The following is a 19695-nucleotide window of genomic DNA, read 5'->3' on the forward strand; positions in this document are numbered from 1 at the left end:
CTGCTAGATTGCCCCCATGGCAGACACCAAGGCCCCCGACTCCACCCGCCGCAGCGAGCGCTCCCGGCGTGCGATCTACGACGCGGCTCTCTCCCTCGTCGGCGAGGCCGGCTACGCGAAGACCACGATCGAGGGCATCGCCGCCCGCGCGGGCGTGGGCAAGCAGACGATCTACCGCTGGTGGCCCTCCAAGGCCGCTGTCCTGCTCGAAGCCTTCATCGACCTCGGCAACCAGGCGGCCGAAGCTGCAGGTGGTGGCGCCGAGGGGTACGAGTTCCCCGACACCGGCGACCTCGCGGCCGACCTCAAGCTGGTCCTGCGCGCCACCGTCGACGAACTCGTCGACCCGAAGTACGAAGCCCCCACCCGTGCACTCACCGCCGCAGGCATCGTCGACCCGGAGCTGGGCGCCGAGTTCGTCGAGAAGCTGCTCGAACCGCAGCTCCAGCTCTACGTGCAGCGCCTCCGTGCGGCGCAGGAAGCCGGCGACGTACGGGACGGAATCGACCCGTACATCGCCCTGGAGCTCCTCGTCGGCCCCCTCGCGCACCGCTGGCTCCTGCGCACCCGCCCGCTCACCCACGAGTACGCCGACGCCGTGGTCGACTACGCGCTGGGCGGCCTCACGCCGCGCTGAGGTGAGTTCCCTCACGGAACCCCACGGGCACCGCACGGCACGCGATGAAGCACGGCGAGTGAGCACCGTAGAGCCACTTATGCGGACAAAGGCGGCAACGAAACCACCGTTGTGATATCGGCCCGCGTACCCCGGATGAGGACTGCGGCCACCTCAGGCGCAGGATGATGGCAGCATGGAGAACGCAACGCTGAGGTGAGGGGTTGAATGGGCGCCGATTTCGGCCGCAATCGCGGCACAGAGAGCAGGCAGACATTGGAAAGCAGGCTGCCCCAGTGGCTGCGCCGCCGCCCGAAAGCCGCCGACGCCCCTGAGGCGGGACGCGAGGCCCTGCTCCTGGCCGCCGCTGCCGCCGGGCTGCCGCTCGCCCCCGCCGCGCACCCCGTCGGATACCGGTGTTCGTGCGACCGTGTGGGCTGTCCCACCCCGGCCAGGCACCCCATCTCCTTCGCCTGGCAGACCCAGTCGACCACCGACCGCGCGCAGATCACGCGCTGGGCCGAGGGTCAGCCGCAGGCCAACTTCATCACCGCGACCGGCATGGTCCACGACGTGCTCGACGTACCGCTGGAAGCCGGACTCAGCGCGCTGGAGCGGCTGATCGAAGCCGGTGTCGAGGTCGGTCCCGTGGCCGAATTCGGCGGCAGCACCAGCGACGCCCGTCTGCTCTTCTTCACCGCCACCCGCGGCACGCCGGACGACGAGGACGAGTGGTGGCCGTGCGAGCTGGACTGCCACCCCGAGACCATGGACGAGCATCCCGGCCTGCGCTGGCACTGCCGCGGCAGCTACGTACTCGTACCGCCCGCGCAACTGCCCGGCGAGCGGGAAGTGAGCTGGGTCCGCGGCCTCGAACACCCGCTTCCCGACCCGCTGACGCTCCTGGAGACCCTGACAGACGCCTGTGCGCGGTACGTCGGCGAGGACGACCCGGACGATCACCATGCGGTGGCCTGGCCGCTGGGCCGCTGAGAAGAACGCTCCCCGGAGAGTTCTCCGGAGAGCTCCCTGTACTCGTACGACCCCTCGTTACGAACCCTGCGCGGCCGTAAGCCCCTGAATCCTGGCGAGCACCGTGACCTGCTGCTTGCCCTCGCCCTTGGCCGGGACCCGCACCACCTGACTGGAGACCCGCTCCTTGGTGAGCTTGGTCTTCGCCGTGCCGGTGATCAGTGCCCGCACATCGGCGTTGAGATCCAGCCGCACGCCCTGCGCCACGGTCTGCTGCTCGAACTGCCGCGTGGCGAAAAAGACCGTCGCCGCACCGTCCTTGTCGACAAGCCCCAGCGGCGCGAACGCCCCGGTGTCCAGCCGCCGGTCGAGGTACTGGATGGTCCGCCCGGGCTGCCGCGCGACGCTCTTGCGCGCCTGCCGCAGGGCCGAAGTGTGCGACCCCGGGGCGAAGTTCGCGGGCTCACCGTCCTGCATGTACGACGCGTAGTGCTTGCTCAGATCCTTCGGCGCCACCGCGAGAGCGGGGGCGTCCGGCTCGACGGGCTCGGCGAAGCCGTCCTTGTCCTTCTTGAAGTCCGGCATCTCGTCCGGCCGCAGGACCCACAGATGCGAGACCTCCCACAACTGGTCGGCGCCGCCGCGTACGAACACCATCAGCCAGCGGGTGTCGCGGCGCCCGCTGTCCTGGTCGCGGTTGCTGTCGGTGTCCGCGACGAACCACCGGGGCCAGCCCTGCTTCTTGGGGATGGAGAACTTCGCGTCCGTCAGCTCCAGCGGCTTGTGCCGAGGATTCCCCTGCGGGCTCTGCGCCTGCCGGGCCTTGAGGCCGGCCTGGTTTATCGCGCCGAGCGCGCCGGTGACCCGGCCCGCGTCGAGGGCCGGATCGTACGCCTTGTCGGCCTCGTTGTACGCCGCCGTGAAGTCCTTGAGCGCCTGCGCGGCCTCAGCCTTCGTCGCCGACGGCACGACCTCCAGCTCGCCGTGCACCGTCATGCACCCGCTCGCCGTCATCGACAGCGCTGCCGCCGTCGCGATCCCGGTCGCCAGCCGCCTCAGCCTCAGCCTGCTCATGCGTTGCCTTCTGTGCCTTCTGTGTCTTCGTCCCCACCGACGTCCGGAACCCTACCGGGGACAGGAACAGCACGAGCGTGGGGACCAGGTACAGCAGCCACACCGTGACCTGGAGGACGGTCGGGTCGGGCTGGAAGTTGAAAGTGCCCTTGAGCAGCGTTCCGTACCAGCTGTCCGGCGGGATCGTGGTGGAGATGTCGAACGCCTTGTTCTGCAGACCGCCGACGAACTCGGCCTCCTGCAGGTCGTGCACGCCGTACGCCAGCACACCGGCCGCGACGACGACGAGCATGCCGCCGGTCCAGGTGAAGAACTTGGCCAGGTTGATCCGTACAGCACCCTTGTAGAACAGCCAACCCAGCACCACCGCGGCCCCGATGCCGAGCAGCGCACCGGCCATCGGACGCCACCCGTCCTGCGCCGCGTGCACCGCACGCCACACGAACAGGGACGTTTCGATGCCCTCCCGGCCCACGGCCAGGAAGGCCGTCGCGACCAGCGCACCGGTGCCGATCGCGAGGGCGGAGTCGAGTTTGCCGTGCAGCTCCGCCTTGAGGTGCCGCGCGGTGCGCCGCATCCAGAAGACCATCCACGTCACCAGGCCCACGGCGACGATCGACAGGGTGCCGCCGATCGCCTCCTGCGCCTTGAACGTCAGCTCCTGCGTGCCGAATTCGAGCGCGAAGCCGAAGGCGAGGCTCACGGTGACCGCGATGCCCACGCCGGTCCAGATGGGCGGGAGCTTGTGCCGGTTGCCGGTCTTCACCAGATAGGCGACGAGGATGCACACGACGAGGCTGGCCTCAAGGCCCTCGCGCAGGCCGATGAGGAAGTTGCTGAACACGCGGGTTCGTCCCTTTCCGCTAGGAGTTCCGCTGGGAGAACAGTGCGCGGCCCCACCAGTCGTCCTTGTCGCGGACGCCCGGCGGGACGGCGAAGAGCGCCGAACCCACGTGCTGGATGTACTCGTTGAGGACATCGCTCCCAGCGAGGGAGCGCTGCACGGGGACGAACCCCTTGTGGATGTCGCGCTGGTACGCGAGGAAGAACAGCCCCGCGTCCAGACGGCCCAGGCCGTCCGTACCGTCCGTGAAGGAGTAGCCGCGGCGCAGCATCTTCGCGCCGCCGTTGGAGTCCGGGTGAGCGAGCCGCACATGGGCGGTCGGCAGCATCGCGGGCAGGAACGGTTCGTCGCGCTCCTTGGCCTTGCCGACCGCGGCGCCCTCGCCCTTGTCCCGGCCGAAGATGTCCTCCTGCTCCTTGAGGGGCGTACGGTCCCAGGTCTCGATGTTCATCCGGATGCGGCGCGCGACGAGATACGAGCCGCCGGCCAGCCACTGCGGACCGTCCTTCCCGGACACCCAGACATGCTGGTCGAGCTCTGCCGTGTCCTTGCCCGAAATGTTCCGGGTGCCGTCCTTGAAGCCCATCATGTTGCGCGGCGTCTGGGCATCGGGCGTCGTCGACGACGTCTTGCCGAAGCCGAGCTGGGACCAGCGGACCGCGACCTTGCCGAAGCCGATACGGGCGAGATTGCGGATGGCGTGCACGGCCACCTGCGGGTCGTCCGCGCACGCCTGGACGCAGAGGTCGCCGCCGCTGCGCGTCTTGTCGAGGTTGTCGCCGGGGAACGCCGGCAGGTCGACCAGAGCCGCCGGGCGCACGCCCTCCAGCCCGAAGCGGCCCTTGTCGAACAGCGAAGGCCCGAAGCCGATGGTCAGCGTCAGCCGCGACGGCTTGAGGCCGAGCGCCTCGCCCGTGTCGTCCGGCGGCGCCTCGGCCAGACCGCCGTACGCGCCCTCGCCGACGGCCTGCCCGGCCGTCATCCGGGCAGCGGCGGCCGTCCAGTCCTTCAGGAGCGCCACGAGCGCCTCACGGTCCTTCGTCGTCACGTCGAACGCGGCGAAGTGCAGCCGGTCCTGGACCGCGGTGGCGATCCCGGCCTGGTGCACGCCGTGGAACGGCACGGCGGCGCCCGCCGAAGCGACGGGCGCGGTCTCGTCCCCCGTGTTCAGCGCGGCGACGGTACCGCCGGCCGCGACGGCGCCGAGCGCGAGCCCGGCACCGCCCCAGCCGAGCAGCGAACGACGGGACGGGGCGGTGGATCCGGTCTCATCGGACATGGGACGCCCTCCTACTTCACAACGGCGGCGGCGAGCTTCGACAGCGGCTCGGCGAGCGCGTTGACGCCGTCGCTGAGCTCCTTGCGCTCCGCCTTGCCGACCTTGTCGTACGAGGTGAAGTCGTACGACGTCTTGTCCTCGCGGTACTTGTCGAGCAGCCCGTTCAGCGCCTTGAACTGCCGGTCGAGCTCGGCGGTCAGCTCCGGGTCGTTCTTCGAAGCGATCGGCTTGAGCAGCGCGTACGACTTCTCCGCACCCTCGACGTTCGCCTTGAAGTCGACGAGGTCGGTGTGGCTGTAACGCTCCTCCTCACCGGTGACCTTGCCGGTGGCGACCTCGTCGAGGAGCTCCTTGGCGCCGTTCGCCATCGAGGTCGGGGTGATCTCGGCCTTGCCGACCCGCTTCTGCCAGGCGGTGAGGTCCTTGAGGAGCCTGCCGGCGAGCGACTTCTCCTCCTCGCCGATCTTCTTGTCCTCCCACAGCGCCTTCTCCAGGCGGTGCCAGCCGGTCCACTTCTGGCCCTTCTTCAGGCCGTCGACGCGCAGGTCGACCTTCGGGTCGATGTCACCGAAGGACTCCGCGACCGGCTCCGTGCGCTCCCATCCGATGCGGGAGTCGGCGTACGCCTTCTTCGCGGCCTCGATGTCGCCCTTCTTCACGGCGTCCGTGAAGACCTTGACCTTCGGCAGCGTCTCGTCGGCCTGCGCCTGCACGTACGTACGGAACGCGGCGACGGCCGCGTCCATCTCCGGGCTGCGCCTGGCCACCTTGCCGCCGCCGGTCGCCTCGACCTTCTGGCGGATGCCGTCGCCCTTCATGCCGGGCTTGCAGGCGATCTCGTACGAACCGGCCTTGACCTCGGCGGTGATGTTCGCCTTGGTGCCGGCGCCTATGTTCTCGCGCTCGGTGACGATGCGGTCGTCGGGGAAGAGGATGTAGACCTCGGTGACCTTCGAGCCCTTGTTCTCGACGGCCAGTTCGACGTGTCCGGCCGGGAACTTCTTCTTCGACACCTCGCAGGAGTCGTCCTTGGCGACGACCCGGATGGCGCCGTCGCCGCCCTTGGCGTCGCTCTTCTCGGCGCAGCCCGTGACGGCGGTCAGTGCCGCCACGGTCGCGGCGGCGGTGACGACGGACAGACGGACGGGGCGCATTGGGACTCCACGGCGAGGGGGTGACGTTGATGATGGCGGTGAGGCGAACCTAACTTAGCCGAGACTTACCTGGCTGGGCCAGGGCGCTCGGGAATCACCAGCGGCGCCCCGGTGCGGGGGTGCGGCAGCACCTCGACGGGCTGCCGGTACACCTCGCTCAGCAACGCGTCGCCGAACACGTCGGCGGGCGGCCCCTCGGCCGCGATCCGCCCACCGTGCAGCACGGCGGCCCGGTCCGCGTACGCCGCCGCCAGCCCCAGGTCGTGCAGTACGACGACCACGGCATCCCCGGCTGCGGCCCGCTCCCGGCAGATCCGCAGCACGAGTTCCTGGTGGCGCAGGTCCAGTGCGGCGGTCGGCTCGTCCAGCAGCAACAGCGGCGCCCGCTGCGCCAGTACGCGCGCGAGCGCGACGCGGGCGCGCTCGCCGCCGGACAGTGCGGAGAAGGGGCGCGTCGCGAACTCGGTGACTTCGGTGGCCGCCATGGCGGCGGCGACGGCCGCATCGTCCTCGTCCGTGCGCGGCGTGCCGGCCCAGGGGGCGCGGCCCATCCGTACGACGTCCTCGACTGGAAAGGGAAAGGCCAGCGTGGCGGCCTGGGGCAACACCGAACGCCGCAGGGCCAGTTCGGCGGCGGACCAGTCGCCCACGGGCCGCCCGTCGATCCGTACCTCGCCCTGGGAGGCGGCCAGATCCCCGGCGAGGGCCGCGAGCAGCGTCGACTTCCCGGCCCCATTGGGCCCGACAAGCGCGAGTACGTCACCGGCGCGGGCGGTGAGATCGATCCCCCGGAGGACGTCGCGCGGCCCGAGGCGCACGTGGAGGGCGCGGACTTCGGCGGCGGGGGAGCCGGGGGCGATGGGCTCGGGCAACTCCCGTCCCCGGGAGGGGAAGAGGTTCTTCAGCATTGTGCGATACCGCCTTGGGTGTGGGGCGTACGGGGCGGGGGAGGGGTGGTGCGGGTCGCCTGCGGCGGGCTTGTTCCCCTACCCGCCGCCCCTTCCCGGCTGTGACATTTGCGGCTGCCGCCGCGTGGGGGCAAGCCCCCAGACCCCCAGCCCCTTGGGGGTCCCCCCGGACGAAGTCTGGGGGAGTTTGAGGAGCAGGGTCTGGGGCGGACCCCCCCCAAGCGGCGGCAGCCGCAAAATGTCGCAGCGGGAAGGGGCGGGGAGGGGAAAGCGCCGCAGGCAACCCGCACCGCACAACGCGCCCGCACCCCCACCACTCACGCCCATCCCCCCTGCCGACGCCGAGTTCTCCGTAGCAGCCAGAAGAAGAACGGGCTCCCGAACAACGCCGTAAGCACCCCCAGCGGAAGCTCCGCCGGATCCGCGACCGTGCGGGCCGCGAGGTCGCCCGCGACCAGGACCAGGGCCCCGCCGACCGCGCTGCCGGGAACCAGGAAACGGTGGCCGGGCCCGTTCGCCATCCGCAGCAGGTGCGGGACCAGCAGCCCGACGAACGTGATGATCCCGGCCACCGCAACCGCCGCCGCAGTGAGCAGCGCCACGACCAGGACGAGCACGATACGCAGCCTCTCCACATCCACACCGAGGTGCCGAGCCGGGCGTTCGCCGAGCGCCAGTAGGTCCAGCTTGCGCGCGTACAGGGGCGCAAGAGCCAGCCCCAGCAGCGCACACGGCAGCACCGCGAGGACCTTCGGCCAGGTCGCCTGGGAGAGCGAGCCCAGCTGCCAGAAGGTGATCTGGGTGATCTGCGCGTTGTCGGCGAAGAAAATGAACAGGCCGATCAGCGCCCCCGCGAACGCGTTCACCGCGATACCGGTGAGGATCAGCGTGACGACCTCCGTCCGCCCCCCGGAGCGCGACAAGGCGTACACCAGCGCCACCGTGACCAGCCCGGCGACGAACGCGCAGACGGTCACCGTCCAGTTGCCGAAGAAGCTCAGCCCCAGCGCGATCGAGGCGACCGCGCCGACCGCCGCACCCGCCGAGATGCCGATGACGCCGGGCTCGGCGAGCGGGTTGCCGAACACGCCCTGCATCAGCGCGCCCGCGCAGCCGAGCGAGGCGCCGACGAGGAGCGCGAGCACAACACGCGGCAGGCGCACGTTCCACAGGACGCTCTCCCCGACGCGGTCGAGCGCCGCGCCGCCGAGGCCGACGCGGTGCTGGACGGAGGAGAGGATGTCGCCGAGAGCGATGTGGTACGAGCCGAGTCCCGCGGAGAGCAGCGAGAGTACGAGCAGCGCGGCGACGAGCCCGGCGGTGAGGACGAAGGCGGTGCCCCGGCGGCGGCGTCGCGCGGGGCCCGACGGCGATTCATCGGCCGCCGGTCGACCGTCCACCGTATGCACCACCGCAGGAGAAACTCTCACGGTCACTTCCCGGTCCCGTTCCCGTAGAGCTGCTCGACGAGCGAGCGCAGAACCTGGTCGGTGCGCGGACCGTAATTGAGGAGTACGCCGTCGTCGATCGAAACGACGCGTCGGTCCAGACCGGCCGGTGTCTCGGCAACGCCCGGAATCTTCACCAGTCCTTCGACGCCGTCGACCGAGGCCAGTCCCTTCTTCATCACCAGGATCGCGTCGGGCGCGGCCTTCGCCAGCGCCTCGCTGGTGATGGCGGTGAAGTCCTTCTTCAACCCCGATTCCTTGCCCGCGTCGACCGCACCCGCCGCCTCCAGCAGCGAACTCGCCCCGGACTCACGCCCACCGAGCAGGTAGACCGACGCCGTGCCCCGCAGATAGAGGAACGCGACGCGCGGCTTCTCGCCGCCCTTCGCGCGTTCCTCCGGAATGTCCTTCTGTACGGCGGCGATACGCTCCCGGGTCCGCTCCTTCAGCTCGTCACCGGCGACCCCGACGCCCAGCGCGCCCGCCACCGCGTCGATGCGCGGCCCGATGTCGTCGAGGCTCTTGGCGGGCTCGACGACCACGACGGGGATGCCCGCGTCGCGGATCTGGCCGATGGCTTCGGCGGGGCCGGTGGAGGTGTCGGCGAGGACGACGGTCGGCCTGAGCGACAGCACGCTCTCCGCCGAGACGTCGTGCGCACGTGTCACCACCGGCAGGTCTTCGGCCTGTTCGAAGGTGGCGGTGATGTCGCGCGCGACAACCCGCTTGCCGAGGCCGAGCGTGAAGACGATCTCGCTCAGGCTGCCGGTCAGCGGCACGATCCGGTCGGTGGAAGTGACCCGCACCTGTTTGCCGTCCGCCGACCGCACGCTGACAGGCAGTCGGGAATCCGACACGCTCGCGAGCGGCTCGACGCGGTCGACCGGGGCCGCTCGGTCGGCGGGGGATGCGTCCGGCGAGCCGGACGTACCGCCGCATCCGGTGACGGTAACGGCCAGGGCGAGCACGGACATCAGTACACGCACACGCACTGAAAACACCGTCCTGTGAGGTTCCAGGGGCCGGAGGGTTCCGGACCAGGTGGGGGATAGCTTAGGTTAGCCTTACCTCGCTTGCTAGCCCTTGGAGGGATCCTCATGCTGCCGTCCAGACAGGCGCGCGCGTTCGCCGTCGCACTTCTCGCGGCCCTGCTGGGAGCCCTTCTCCCAGCCGCTGCTGCCGAGGCGGCGGACCGTACGGTGCAGGGTGGCAGGCTGGACTGGGGCATCAAGTCCTCCTTCCAGAGCTATGTCACCGGGCCGGTGGCGAAGGGAAGTTGGAGCCTGACGGGCGGAGCCGCCACGGTCGGCGGCAGCCAGTTCCGCTTCCACTCGGCGACCGGTTCGTACGACCCGGACAGCGGGGAACTGAACGCCGGTTTCTCGGGCGGGGTCCACTTCACCGGCCACAAGAACGCCGATGGCGGACACGACCTGGACCTCACGATCGGCAGACCCACAGTCCGGATATCCGGCGGCAGCGGCACGCTCTACGCCGACATGGTCAGCAAGGACAAGGCAACCGGAAAGGTCACCACATCCGCACAGGTGCCGCTGGCCTCGCTCACGCTCTCCGGGATCAACATGAAGGGCGGCGGCAGCCCCGTAGCCCTCAACAGCATCCCCGCGACGCTGACTTCGCAGGGCGCCAAGGCCTTCGCGGGCTACTACGCGGCGGGGGCGCAGCTCGACCCGGTGAGCCTGTCGGCCGATGTGGTGGCTGCTGCCGCGACCAAGGCCCCGGCCGACAAGGCGGACAAGGAGGGGCAGCAGCCGAAGACCGCGGGCTTCCACGACGCGGCCGTCGACTGGGGCGTACGCCGCACCTTCCGCGAGTACGTCACAGGCTCCATCGCCAGGGGCAAGTGGGAGCTGACCGACGGCGCCCAGGACGGCGGAGCGCTCTTCCGCTTCCCGAAGGGCAAGGGCGCGTACGACAAGAAGAAGCGCACCCTGGACGCCGACTTCGCGGGCCGCCTCCGCTTCACCGGAAAGCACCTGGACCTCACTCTGTCGGGCGTTGCCGTCACGGTGAAGGACGGCAAGGGCATGCTCGTCGCCGACGTCAGGTCTAAAACCGCCACGAAGACCGAGAAGACCGAGAAGAATGTCCCCCTGGTCACCTTCGAGGCGAAGGAACTCGCCCCCAAGGACGGCCTGCTGACCCTCACCGAGGCGCCCGCGACGCTGACCGAGCGCGGAGCGAAGGCCTTCGGATCCATGTACAAGGCGGGCACCGCGATGGACCCGGTGTCACTCGCCGTAGCCCTCGACAAGAAGGCGCAACTCCCCGCACTGCCGGACCTGGGCAGTGACGCCAAGCCCTCGGCGGAGCCGGAGAAGAAGGCGGCCGCCAAGACCGGGACGGCCGCCACCGCTTCGTCCTCCCGCACCGGTACGTACATCGCCATCGGCGCGGGTGTGCTCGTCGCCGCGGCGATCGCGCTGTACGTCGCGCTCCGCCGCCGTACCACCCAGAACTGAACCGACCTGCTCAATCACCTAGGAGACCACTGACCATGGCACCCACCCCCCGTCCCACAGCCATCGCCGCAGCCGTCGCCACCGCGGCCGCGCTGGGCGCGACCGTCCTCGCGCTGCCCGCCCTCGCGGCGGACGGCCCGCCGACGAAGCCGATGAAAATCGTCGGCGGCTCGCTGGACTGGGGCGTCAAGGAGGGCTACCGCAACTACGTCAAGGGCATGGCGAACGGCACGATCACGGTTGCGGACGGGGCGAAGTCGAACGCGGACGGAACGTTCAACTTCGGCTCCGCGACAGGCGAGTACGACCCCGTCAAGCACACGGTGAAGGCGGCGTTCGGCGGCAGCGTGACCTTCACGTCGCCCCCGCTGCCGCAGGGGCACGGCTTCGAGGTCAAGCTCTCGGACCTCAGGTTCGACACGGGCGCGGAGCGGCTCACGGCGGACGTGACCCGCGACGGCGGCGCGGTCCAGGAGGACGTGCCGCTTGCGGAGGCGAAGGTCGCGGGCCCGTCGATGGAGAAGCTGGCTACGACGCTGACGAAGGAGGCTGCGGCGGCGCTCGGTGGTCCGTACGAGGGGAAGGCGGGGGACCCGCTGACGGTGAAGCTGGAGTTCGAGAAGCCGACGACCCCGCCGACGGGCAAGCCGTCCGAGAAGCCCACAGCCAAGCCGACCACCAAGCCCACCACTCAGCCGTCCGAGAAGCCCACAGCCAAGCCCACCGCGAAGCCCGGCTCCAAGCCCACATCCAAGCCCTCCGGCGAACCCGTCGCCGCCGACAGCAAGATCGTCGACGGCAACCTCGACTGGGGCCTCTACAAGCGCTTCGTCAGCTACATAACCGGCCCCATCGCCCACGGCAAGATCGAGCTCGGCGGTGGTGCGGTCAAGCAGGGCGCGGGCTGGCGCTTCCCCAAGGGCACTGGCTCCTTCGACGGCGAGAAGAAGACCCTCGACGCCACCTTCAACGGCTCCATCCGCTTCCTCGGCCACAAGACGGCCGGAAAGTGGGCCCTCGACACCAAGTTCACGAACTTCCGCGTCCAGGCGAACGGCACCAAGGGCAAAATCGTGGTGGACGGCGTCTCCAACGACCGCGAGACCCAGCGCCCTGTCACGTTCAAGAACCGCCCGCTCGCCGACCTGAAGCTCACGGCAGGTTCGCTCAAGGCCAAGGACGGCGTCGTCTCCCTCTCCGGCGTCCCGGCCACCCTGACCGCCGAGGGCGCCAAAATCTTCGGTGCGCCGTACGCGGCGGGCGACCAGCTCGACAAGGTGGCCGTAGCGGTCTCGGTCACCGCGGGCGCCGGCCTGCCCGACGGCGGCGCGGACGGCGGCACAGGCGCGGGCACCGGCACCACGGGCGGCACCAGCACGACCGGCGGCACAGTAGGCGGTACGGGCACCACCGGCACCACCACCGCCGGCACCGTAGGCGGCAACCTCGCCGCCACCGGCTCCGAAGTCCCGGCCGACGCACTCCTCGCCGCCTCCGGCACGGTCGTCGCAGCCGGTGCGGCGGTCGTCTTCGCGGCACGCAACCGGCGTACGCACGCCTGATCCCACCGGCTTCACCACGCCCCCATGCGACACGGCCGCACCGCGCGATTCGCCGGTGCGGCCGTGTCGTTCGGCTCCACTGATGCTTGAATGCCCCGGTGAACGAACTCGACGTACTCCGCGTCTTCTGCGGCCCGGACGGACACCACGGCAACGCCCTCGGCGTCGTAAGAGACGGGCGTACGCACCCCGATCAGGCATCCCGACAGGCTTACGCCGCCGAACTCGGCTTCAGCGAGACCGTGTTCGTCGACGACCCCGAGCGCGGCATCGTCGACATCTACACCCCCGGCACGCGCCTGCCCTTCGCCGGGCACCCCCTCGTTGGCGCCGCCTGGCTGCTCGACCTTGAAGTGGTCAACCCGCCGGCGGGCGAGGTGTGGGCACGCCACGACGGGGAGTTCACCTGGATCACAGCCCGCGCCGAGTGGGCCCCGCCGCGCCGCCTCCAGCAGTACGCGTCGGCGGCCGAGGTCGACGCGCTGCCCGCCCCTCCGCCCGGCGAGGGCTGGCTGTACGCCTGGGCCTGGCAGGACGAGGCGGCGGGCCGGGTCCGCGCTCGCGCGTTCCCGCGCCGCGACGACGGCATTACGGAGGACGAGGCGACCGGCGCTGCGGCGCTCCTGCTGACCGCCGAACTGGACCGCGCCCTGAACATCACGCAGGGCCGCGGCTCCCAGATCCTGACGGCGCCGGGACCCGACGGCACGATCGAGGTGGGCGGCCGGGTCCGCTTCGCCAAGCAGGTCCTGTAGAACTCACGTACCGCAACCGGAGAAGTCAGGCGCTGAGCGGGAACTCCCCGCCCAGCTCACGAAAAACCGCACCGTTGAAGTCGAAGGCACGCTTGCACTCGTCGATGATGCGCTGCTTCTCCAGGTCGTCCGCGTTCACCTGGTCGAGCAGTTCCCGGTAAGTCCGCTTGAAAGCGGCCGGGTTGGGGATCGACTCGAAGACGTAGAAGCGCACACCGTCGCCCTTGCGCTCGAAACCCCACGTCTTCTCCGCCTTGTCGCGGATGATCTGGCCGCCCGACAGGTCCCCGAGGTAGCGCGTGTAGTGGTGGGCCACGTACCCGGCCGGCCAGCTGCGCGCGCACTCGGTGACCCGCCGCGCGTACGCCGCGGTCGCGGGCAGCGGCTCAAGGCCCTCACGCCAGTTCTCGCCGCGCAGGTGCGCCAGGTCGCGCTCCAGCTCGGCGGCGCGCATCAGCTCCGGCCGGATGAACGGCCCGGCCACCGGGTCGCCGCGCAGCGACTCGGCCGCGTCCTCCAGCGCCCGGTACACGAACCACAGCTGCTCCGTGTAGCGCGCATACGCATCGACGGAGAGCCTCCCGCCGAGCATGTCGCTCATGAAGGTGGAGGTCTCCGCCTCGGTGTGCTGTTCGTGCGACGCGACGCGGATCAGCGTCGAGAAGGGGGTGGTTGTTGCGTCGGCGGCGGTAGCGGATGCGTCCAAGGCGGGCCTCCGGGGACCGAGGGGACGGGAACGAAAGACCGTGCGCTGGCAGCCAGGGACGGCCGCCTGCGCCGATCTTCCTACTTAGGTAAGCCTAAGTCAATGTGTTCCCGACGATCTGTCGGTAAAAACTCTACGCCCGGAACCCGCCTACGGCAGCGTGAGGATCTCGGCCCCGGTCTCCGTAACCACCAGCGTGTGCTCGAACTGAGCCGTCCGCCTGCGGTCCTTCGTCACCACGGTCCAGCCGTCTTCCCACATGTCGTACTCGTGCGTACCGAGCGTGAGCATCGGCTCGATCGTGAAGGTCATGCCGGGCTGCATCACCGTCGTCGCGTGCGGGCTGTCGTAGTGCGGAATGATCAGCCCGGAGTGGAACGACGAATTGATGCCGTGCCCGGTGAAGTCGCGCACGACGCCGTAGCCGAAGCGCTTGGCGTACGACTCGATGACCCGCCCGATGACATTGATCTGGCGCCCCGGCTTGACTGCCTTGATCGCACGGGCCAGCGACTCACGGGTCCGCTCCACGAGAAGCCGCGACTCCTCGTCGACGTCGCCGCACAGGTAGGTGGCGTTGTTGTCGCCGTGCACGCCGTTGATGTACGCCGTGACGTCCAGGTTCACGATGTCGCCGTCGCGCAGCACCGTGGAGTCCGGGATGCCGTGGCAGATGACCTCGTTGACGGAGCTGCACAGCGACTTCGGGTAGCCGCGGTACCCGAGCGTCGACGGGTACGCGCCGTGGTCGACCATGAAGTCGTGCGCGACCCGGTCGAGCTCGTCCGTGGTCACCCCGGGCGAGATGTGCTTGGCGGCCTCCTCCATCGCCTGGGCGGCGATGCGGCCCGCGATGCGCATCCGCTCGATGGTGTCGGAGTCCTGGATTTCGGGACCTGTGTACGGCGTCGGCGCCGGCTTCCCGACGTACTCGGGACGCCGGATGTTGCCGGAGACGGAACGGGTGGGAGAGAGCTCCCCTGGTACGAGCAGCGACTGGCCAGACATGCAAGCGAGTGTATCCAGCCGCCATCGGGCAGCATGGCGGCAGAGGAAGGAGCCGACGATGGCCCTGTTCAAGAAGCGCACGGTCGGAAAGCCGGGCGAATGGTTCTACTGCCTGGAGCACCAGACGGTCGAGGAGGGCCCCCAGTGCCCGGGAAAGGACCGTTTCGGCCCCTACACGACGCGTGAAGAGGCGGAGCACGCGATGCAGACGGCGGCGGAGCGCAACCTCCAGTGGGAGAACGACCCGAAGTGGCACGACAAGAACGGCGCGCAGGCGGACGACGGGGACGCCTGATCACCCCACTGTTTCAGCCTTTTCACCCGCCGCCGCGTCCCTCCGGACCCGGCGGCGCTGCGCGTCCTCGTCGGTGGTCGCGTCGTACGTCATGAGCTTCGGCAGTACGGCGGCCAGCAGCCCCACCGAGGCGAGGCAGGCGAGCCCGCCGCTCCACACCGCGGGCCGGGTCCCGGTCCATCCGGCCATGGCACCGGCCCGCACCTGCCCGAGCTGGGGCCCGACGCTGTACGAGAGCACCTCGATGCCGGCGAGTCGGCCGCGCAGCTCATCGGGGATGGTCTGATTCCAGATGGTCGACCGCCCGAGCCCGCTGAGCATGTCGCCCCCGCCCGCCACGGCGAGGCACAGCAGTACCACCCAGACGTTGGAAAACCACCCCGCGGCGGCGATGGCGAGCCCCCAGCAGGCGGCGCCGTACACGACGAGCTGCCCGTGCCGGGTGATCCGTGAGGCCCACCCGCTGGTGAGGCTGACCGCGACGGACCCGACGGACCCGGCGGTGTACATGAGCCCGAGCGCCCATTCGGCATCCAGGTCGTCCGCGAGGAACGGAAATATGGCGTTGGGGAAGGCGAAGAACATCGCGGCCATGTCGACGGCGTACGTCCCGAGCAGCACGGGCCTGCTCCACGCGTACCGCGCGCCTTCCGCGATGCCGCGCAGTGACGGCTTCTCGGCGTCACGGGACGGCGGGGCGGGCGCCAGCCGCGTACACATGGCCACGGACACCGCGAACCCCACAACGGTGACGCTGTACGCCGTGGCATGCCCGGCGTACGCGACGACAAGGCCCGCCAGGGCCGGGCCCACGATCGCCCCGGTCTGCCAGCGCAGGGCGTTGAGCGCGGCAGCGGCGGTGAGCTGGTCGTGCGACACGATGCGCGCCATGAGGGAGTCCAGCGCGGGCCGCTGGAGCCCGGCGAGGGCGGAGACCCCGGCGGCGACGACGTAGAGCGGCCAGAGCAACGGCCGCTCCAGCAGTGAATTGCCCAACAGCAGAACGGCCAGCAGCCCGAGCCCGGCCTCGCTGAGCAGTATGACCTTGCGACGGTCGGCGGAGTCGGCGAGGGCGCCGCCGTACAACCCGAAGACGACCAGCGGCACGAGCTCGACGGCACCCATCGCGCCGACGGCGAGGGGGGAGTGGGTCAGCTCCTTGATCTGCAGGGGCAGCGCGACCATCGCCATGAAGCTGCCGAAGTACGTGACCAGCCCCTGAACGAACAGGAGCCGGAAGTCGCGCGAGGAGCGCCAGGGCGAGAGATCCGGCAGCACAGCCGCAAGCTTCGAAGTCACGCGGCCCCATGCTCCGCACCCGACCCGCGGCAAGCAACGCAATTACGCCGCAGATTCAGCCCGTCCGGGGCCCGCACCCCTCACCCACCGGCACTCATGCCTCACCGCACCCCACCCGCCCCCTACCACCGCGCCGGCGGCGGCGCCGTCAGCTGGTCGGCGAGCCGCGCCAGCCGGTCGCGGAAGCGACGCCGCCCCCGCGGCACAGGCAGGCTGTTCTCCCCGGCCGCCGCACTCACCAGGTGCTGCACCGTATCCAGGTCCACCTCCCCGTCCCCCGGCACCGAAAGCCCCTCGTGCGCCAGCCCCCGGATCTCGCGGTCCCCACCGTCCAGCGAGAGCACCGTCACCCCTGCCCGCCGAGCGTCGTGCACCCGCTCCAGCAGCCCCGCCCCCGGCCGCTCCGGTGCCACGACGAGCAGCGTCTCTCCCCGGGCCGCCGCCTCGATCCGGCCGAGCCCGGCCGACAGGTGAGCCGGTTCCCCGGGCCGCACCCGGTGGCGTACGAGCGTGGGGCTCAGCTCGGCAAGGCCGGACCAGGCCGCCTCGTCGACGAGGTGCGCCGCCAGATGCCACGGCTCGTACGCCTCGGTCCCCACCAGCAGCAGCCCGCCACCCTGCGGCACGACGGACGATCGCAGCGCCCCCGCGAACCGCCTCGTGGCCGGCAACCACTCGGTCCCGTCGAGGACTTCACGCAGCAGGGCGACACGTACGGCATCCATGCCGCGGCATCCTGCCGTACGCCCGCGCCGGCCGGGAGCGAATGCCCCCGCCTCACCCGTACGAGCGCCCTACCTGCAAGTAGGGTCGGGGCCATGACTTCCACCGACAGCTCCGGCACCTCCGACAGCACTCAGGCACCCGCCGCCGCGCAGAAGCCCGCCGCCAAGGACCCCTGGGACCTCCCGGACGTGTCCGGACTGGTCGTCGGCGTGCTCGGCGGCACCGGCGATCAGGGGCGCGGGCTCGCGTACCGGCTGGCCAGGGCCGGCCAGAAGGTGATCATCGGCTCGCGTGCCGCCGAACGCGCACAGACCGCCGCCGCAGAGCTCGGCCTCGGCCTCGGCGTCGAAGGCGCGGACAACGCCGAGTGCGCCCGCCGCAGCGACATCGTGATCGTCGCCGTGCCGTGGGACGGCCACGCCAAGACGCTCGAATCGCTGCGCGAGGAGCTGACCGGCAAGCTCGTCGTCGACTGCGTCAACCCGCTCGGCTTCGACAAGAAGGGCGCGTACGCCCTCAAGCCGGAGGAGGGCAGCGCAGCCGAACAGGCCGCCGCCCTGCTGCCGGACTCGCGGGTGACCGCCGCGTTCCACCACCTGTCGGCCGTGCTGCTCCAGGACGAGGCGATCGAGGAGATCGACACCGACGTGATGGTGCTGGGGGAGGCCCGCGCCGACACCGACATCGTGCAGGCGCTGGCGGCCCGCATCCCCGGCATGCGCGGCGTCTTCGCAGGCCGCCTGCGCAACGCCCACCAGGTCGAGTCCCTGGTGGCCAACCTGATCTCGGTGAACCGCCGCTACAAGGCGCACGCGGGCCTGCGCGTGACCGACGTATAAGCACGATCGGGGCATGGGGGACACTGGACGGGAAGCACCGAGCACCAGCCACAGGACACCCGCACAGGAGCCGCCCCCATGCCCCGCCTCGCTCTGTACGCCCTCGTCGTCTGCGCCCTCGCCGTCGCCGCGGCAGTGGTGTCCTTCGCCCAGGGCAGCTGGCTCGGGGTCATCTGGATCCTGCTGGCCGGGGTCGCCTCCAACATGGCCTGGTACTACCTGCGCACGGCGAAGGCCAAGACGCAGACCGGCCGCGAGACGCCCGCTACGGGGTGATCGCCGGCACCTCCGGCTCGCCCTGCCAGAAGCGGTAGAACTGCTGGCCCCAGTAGGTGTCCCAGTCGCTGACGCCCAGCCCCCGCAGGATCGCGTCGACCGCGTCGAAGAACACATGGTTGACGGCGGGAATCCACAGCACGCCGAAGACCAGCAGCAGCCCGAACGGCGCGAGCGGCTCGACCTGGCGGCGGATGGTGTACGAAAGCCAGGGCTCGATCACCCCGTAGCCGTCGAGCCCCGGCACCGGCAGGAAGTTCAGGATCGCGGCCGTCACCTGGAGCAGGGCGAGGAACCCGAGCGCGTAACGGAACGGATCGGGAACGCCGTCCAGCGCCCCCAGCCAGAACGGCGCGGTGCACACGATCGCGAACAGCACATTGGTCAGCGGCCCGGCGGCCGAGATGATGCTGTGCTTCAGGCGCCCCCGGATCCGATGGCGCTCGATGAAGACCGCGCCGCCCGGCAGACCGATACCGCCCATGATCACGAAGAGCACGGGCAGGACGATGCTCAGCAGCGCATGAGTGTATTTAAGGGGATTGAGGGTCAAATACCCCTTCGCGCCAATGGAAATGTCGCCGCTGTGCAGCGCGGTACGGGCGTGCGCGTACTCGTGCAGACAGAGCGAGACGATCCATGCGGAGGTGACGAAGAGGAAGACGGCGAAGCCGGTACTCGCCGAGAACTCCGTCCACACCGCCCACCCGGAGACCGCCATGACGGCAGCGATCCCGAGGAAGACGGGACTGATTCGCCGGTCGCGACGGGTAAGGGCGGTGGTCATGGGCGGGTCTCCTGAGGTGTGGGCGACGGGCATACGCCCGGGTGGGCGTCGGGCGGCCTGCCCGACCGTACTGGCGACACAGCGAAAACGTCTCGCGCGGCAACGGTAGTTCCGGCGAAGCTGGGTTCATGGCGCTGTGGAAGATCAAGTACGACGACTGGCAAATGGAATGCTGCGGCGAACCGTTCTCGGTCGGCGACGAGGTGCGGTGGCAACTGGCGCTGAGGACACCGGAGGAGGGGGCCGACGCCGCGACGTGGGGGGACAGCTTCAGCGAGTTGGAACCGGCGGGGAGCGGCCTCGTGCGGGGCCCCGGCGCAACCGCCCTGTGGACATCCGGCGAGCGCATCCTCGCCCGCCCGGTCGGCCTGCTCGCGGTGGAGGCGCACGGGCCGGGCCCGCACGACGTACCTGAGACCGTCGGCACGGTCCGCTCGATCCAGGTCGTCACCGAGGGGTACGCCGCGACGCACGCCGGGTCGCGTACGTACGCCCCGGTGGCGGGCGAGCGGTGGCTGCGGGCGGTCGACACGTGCCCCAAGTGGTTCGCGAACGAGCCCGGCCAGGCCCGCCGGGGACGCGGATACCGGCGCCACGAGACCGGGGTGCTCGTCACCCTGGAGACGCCCGTCGGCCGACGCGACGTGAGTCCCGGACAATAGGG

21 protein-coding genes are annotated in these 19695 nt (G+C 70.4%); 9 read left to right on the forward strand and 12 right to left on the reverse strand.

Annotated elements, in window-relative coordinates:
* Positions 1-16: 16 nt before the first annotated feature.
* The gene (locus tag J7I98_RS35290; protein ID WP_214929142.1) at positions 17-637 is read left to right on the forward strand and encodes a TetR/AcrR family transcriptional regulator; all 621 of its coding nucleotides are present in this window, start codon (positions 17-19) and stop codon (positions 635-637) included.
* A gap of 207 nt (positions 638-844) precedes the next feature.
* Positions 845-1609 carry a bifunctional DNA primase/polymerase gene (locus J7I98_RS35295; protein WP_214929143.1) on the forward strand — a complete coding sequence of 255 codons (765 nt, stop codon included), beginning with the start codon at positions 845-847 and terminating at the stop codon, positions 1607-1609.
* 57 nt (positions 1610-1666) lie between these two features.
* Here the strand turns inward: J7I98_RS35295 and J7I98_RS35300 are convergent, their stop codons facing one another.
* From J7I98_RS35300 to J7I98_RS35330, 7 genes are all read right to left on the reverse strand, one after another.
* On the reverse strand, positions 1667-2602 hold the full coding sequence (locus tag J7I98_RS35300; protein ID WP_214929199.1) for a hypothetical protein: 936 nt from the start codon (positions 2600-2602) through the stop codon (positions 1667-1669).
* Positions 2535-3506 carry an iron uptake transporter permease EfeU gene (gene efeU / locus J7I98_RS35305; RefSeq protein WP_214929144.1) on the reverse strand — a complete coding sequence of 324 codons (972 nt, stop codon included), beginning with the start codon at positions 3504-3506 and terminating at the stop codon, positions 2535-2537. Before efeU ends, J7I98_RS35300 begins: the two co-directional genes overlap by 68 nt.
* Positions 3507-3525: 19 nt before the next feature.
* On the reverse strand, positions 3526-4785 hold the full coding sequence (gene efeB / locus J7I98_RS35310) for an iron uptake transporter deferrochelatase/peroxidase subunit (RefSeq protein ID WP_214929145.1): 1260 nt from the start codon (positions 4783-4785) through the stop codon (positions 3526-3528).
* 11 nt (positions 4786-4796) lie between these two features.
* The gene (gene efeO / locus J7I98_RS35315) at positions 4797-5939 is read right to left on the reverse strand and encodes an iron uptake system protein EfeO (RefSeq protein WP_214929146.1); all 1143 of its coding nucleotides are present in this window, start codon (positions 5937-5939) and stop codon (positions 4797-4799) included.
* A gap of 65 nt (positions 5940-6004) precedes the next feature.
* Entirely contained in the window at positions 6005-6847 is an 843-nt protein-coding gene (locus J7I98_RS35320; RefSeq protein ID WP_214929147.1) for a heme ABC transporter ATP-binding protein, read from the reverse strand.
* 317 nt (positions 6848-7164) lie between these two features.
* A complete protein-coding gene (locus tag J7I98_RS35325; protein WP_214929148.1) occupies positions 7165-8247 on the reverse strand; it encodes an iron ABC transporter permease in 1083 nt (360 codons plus the stop codon).
* A 32-nt stretch (positions 8248-8279) separates the two neighbouring features.
* Complete coding sequence (locus J7I98_RS35330) at positions 8280-9269, reverse strand: hemin ABC transporter substrate-binding protein (RefSeq protein WP_214929200.1); 990 nt, start codon at positions 9267-9269, stop codon at positions 8280-8282.
* Between the two features lie 123 nt (positions 9270-9392).
* Here J7I98_RS35330 and J7I98_RS35335 point away from each other — a divergent pair, with 123 nt between their 5' ends.
* The 3 genes from J7I98_RS35335 to J7I98_RS35345 all read left to right on the forward strand — a co-directional run bounded on the left by J7I98_RS35335 (position 9393) and on the right by J7I98_RS35345 (position 13095).
* Positions 9393-10778 carry an HtaA domain-containing protein gene (locus tag J7I98_RS35335; protein ID WP_214929149.1) on the forward strand — a complete coding sequence of 462 codons (1386 nt, stop codon included), beginning with the start codon at positions 9393-9395 and terminating at the stop codon, positions 10776-10778.
* Between the two features lie 35 nt (positions 10779-10813).
* The gene (locus J7I98_RS35340; RefSeq protein ID WP_214929150.1) at positions 10814-12340 is read left to right on the forward strand and encodes an HtaA domain-containing protein; all 1527 of its coding nucleotides are present in this window, start codon (positions 10814-10816) and stop codon (positions 12338-12340) included.
* Between the two features lie 98 nt (positions 12341-12438).
* Positions 12439-13095 (forward strand): PhzF family phenazine biosynthesis protein, encoded by a 657-nt coding sequence (locus J7I98_RS35345; protein WP_214929151.1) that lies wholly within the window; start codon positions 12439-12441, stop codon positions 13093-13095.
* Between the two features lie 25 nt (positions 13096-13120).
* Here J7I98_RS35345 and J7I98_RS35350 read toward each other — a convergent pair whose 3' ends face one another.
* Positions 13121-13801, reverse strand: a complete 681-nt coding sequence (locus tag J7I98_RS35350; protein ID WP_214929152.1) for a heme oxygenase (biliverdin-producing) — start codon at positions 13799-13801, stop codon at positions 13121-13123.
* Between the two features lie 150 nt (positions 13802-13951).
* Positions 13952-14809: a type I methionyl aminopeptidase gene (gene map, locus J7I98_RS35355; protein ID WP_214929153.1), complete on the reverse strand. Its 858-nt coding sequence runs from the start codon at positions 14807-14809 to the stop codon at positions 13952-13954.
* A gap of 58 nt (positions 14810-14867) precedes the next feature.
* Here map and J7I98_RS35360 point away from each other — a divergent pair, with 58 nt between their 5' ends.
* A complete protein-coding gene (locus J7I98_RS35360) occupies positions 14868-15104 on the forward strand; it encodes a hypothetical protein (protein WP_214929154.1) in 237 nt (78 codons plus the stop codon).
* Here J7I98_RS35360 and J7I98_RS35365 read toward each other — a convergent pair whose 3' ends face one another.
* Positions 15105-16403: an MFS transporter gene (locus tag J7I98_RS35365; RefSeq protein WP_214929155.1), complete on the reverse strand. Its 1299-nt coding sequence runs from the start codon at positions 16401-16403 to the stop codon at positions 15105-15107.
* Between the two features lie 122 nt (positions 16404-16525).
* Entirely contained in the window at positions 16526-17128 is a 603-nt protein-coding gene (locus tag J7I98_RS35370; RefSeq protein ID WP_214929156.1) for a hypothetical protein, read from the reverse strand.
* Between the two features lie 93 nt (positions 17129-17221).
* Here J7I98_RS35370 and npdG point away from each other — a divergent pair, with 93 nt between their 5' ends.
* Positions 17222-17968 carry an NADPH-dependent F420 reductase gene (gene npdG, locus J7I98_RS35375; protein ID WP_214929157.1) on the forward strand — a complete coding sequence of 249 codons (747 nt, stop codon included), beginning with the start codon at positions 17222-17224 and terminating at the stop codon, positions 17966-17968.
* A 78-nt stretch (positions 17969-18046) separates the two neighbouring features.
* Positions 18047-18244, forward strand: coding sequence for a hypothetical protein (locus J7I98_RS35380; protein WP_214929158.1), 198 nt, complete (start codon positions 18047-18049; stop codon positions 18242-18244).
* Here J7I98_RS35380 and J7I98_RS35385 read toward each other — a convergent pair.
* The gene (locus J7I98_RS35385; protein ID WP_214929159.1) at positions 18234-19031 is read right to left on the reverse strand and encodes a site-2 protease family protein; all 798 of its coding nucleotides are present in this window, start codon (positions 19029-19031) and stop codon (positions 18234-18236) included. The two genes, J7I98_RS35380 and J7I98_RS35385, sit on opposite strands and share 11 nt — an antisense overlap.
* Before the next feature lie 128 nt (positions 19032-19159).
* Between J7I98_RS35385 and J7I98_RS35390 the strand changes: the two genes are divergently transcribed.
* Positions 19160-19693 (forward strand): DUF6578 domain-containing protein, encoded by a 534-nt coding sequence (locus tag J7I98_RS35390; protein ID WP_214929160.1) that lies wholly within the window; start codon positions 19160-19162, stop codon positions 19691-19693.
* Positions 19694-19695: the final 2 nt, after the last annotated feature.

Source organism: Streptomyces sp. ISL-98 (assembly GCF_018614055.1).
GTDB classification, from domain to species: domain Bacteria; phylum Actinomycetota; class Actinomycetes; order Streptomycetales; family Streptomycetaceae; genus Streptomyces; species Streptomyces spiramyceticus.

Bases quoted from the DNA above. Each gene is read 5' to 3' on its own strand.
- efeB (WP_214929145.1), bottom strand. From the start codon at position 4,785: ATGTCCGATGAGACCGGATCCACCGCCCCGTCCCGTCGTTCGCTGCTC.
- J7I98_RS35385 (WP_214929159.1), bottom strand. From the start codon at position 19,031: ATGACCACCGCCCTTACCCGTCGCGACCGGCGAATCAGTCCCGTCTTC.
- J7I98_RS35380 (WP_214929158.1), top strand. From the start codon at position 18,047: ATGCCCCGCCTCGCTCTGTACGCCCTCGTCGTCTGCGCCCTCGCCGTC.
- J7I98_RS35335 (WP_214929149.1), top strand. From the start codon at position 9,393: ATGCTGCCGTCCAGACAGGCGCGCGCGTTCGCCGTCGCACTTCTCGCG.
- efeO (WP_214929146.1), bottom strand. From the start codon at position 5,939: ATGCGCCCCGTCCGTCTGTCCGTCGTCACCGCCGCCGCGACCGTGGCG.
- J7I98_RS35290 (WP_214929142.1), top strand. From the start codon at position 17: ATGGCAGACACCAAGGCCCCCGACTCCACCCGCCGCAGCGAGCGCTCC.
- map (WP_214929153.1), bottom strand. From the start codon at position 14,809: ATGTCTGGCCAGTCGCTGCTCGTACCAGGGGAGCTCTCTCCCACCCGT.
- J7I98_RS35340 (WP_214929150.1), top strand. From the start codon at position 10,814: ATGGCACCCACCCCCCGTCCCACAGCCATCGCCGCAGCCGTCGCCACC.
- J7I98_RS35330 (WP_214929200.1), bottom strand. From the start codon at position 9,269: ATGTCCGTGCTCGCCCTGGCCGTTACCGTCACCGGATGCGGCGGTACG.
- J7I98_RS35360 (WP_214929154.1), top strand. From the start codon at position 14,868: ATGGCCCTGTTCAAGAAGCGCACGGTCGGAAAGCCGGGCGAATGGTTC.
- npdG (WP_214929157.1), top strand. From the start codon at position 17,222: ATGACTTCCACCGACAGCTCCGGCACCTCCGACAGCACTCAGGCACCC.
- J7I98_RS35320 (WP_214929147.1), bottom strand. From the start codon at position 6,847: ATGCTGAAGAACCTCTTCCCCTCCCGGGGACGGGAGTTGCCCGAGCCC.
- J7I98_RS35390 (WP_214929160.1), top strand. From the start codon at position 19,160: ATGGCGCTGTGGAAGATCAAGTACGACGACTGGCAAATGGAATGCTGC.
- J7I98_RS35370 (WP_214929156.1), bottom strand. From the start codon at position 17,128: ATGGATGCCGTACGTGTCGCCCTGCTGCGTGAAGTCCTCGACGGGACC.
- J7I98_RS35295 (WP_214929143.1), top strand. From the start codon at position 845: ATGGGCGCCGATTTCGGCCGCAATCGCGGCACAGAGAGCAGGCAGACA.
- J7I98_RS35300 (WP_214929199.1), bottom strand. From the start codon at position 2,602: ATGACGGCGAGCGGGTGCATGACGGTGCACGGCGAGCTGGAGGTCGTG.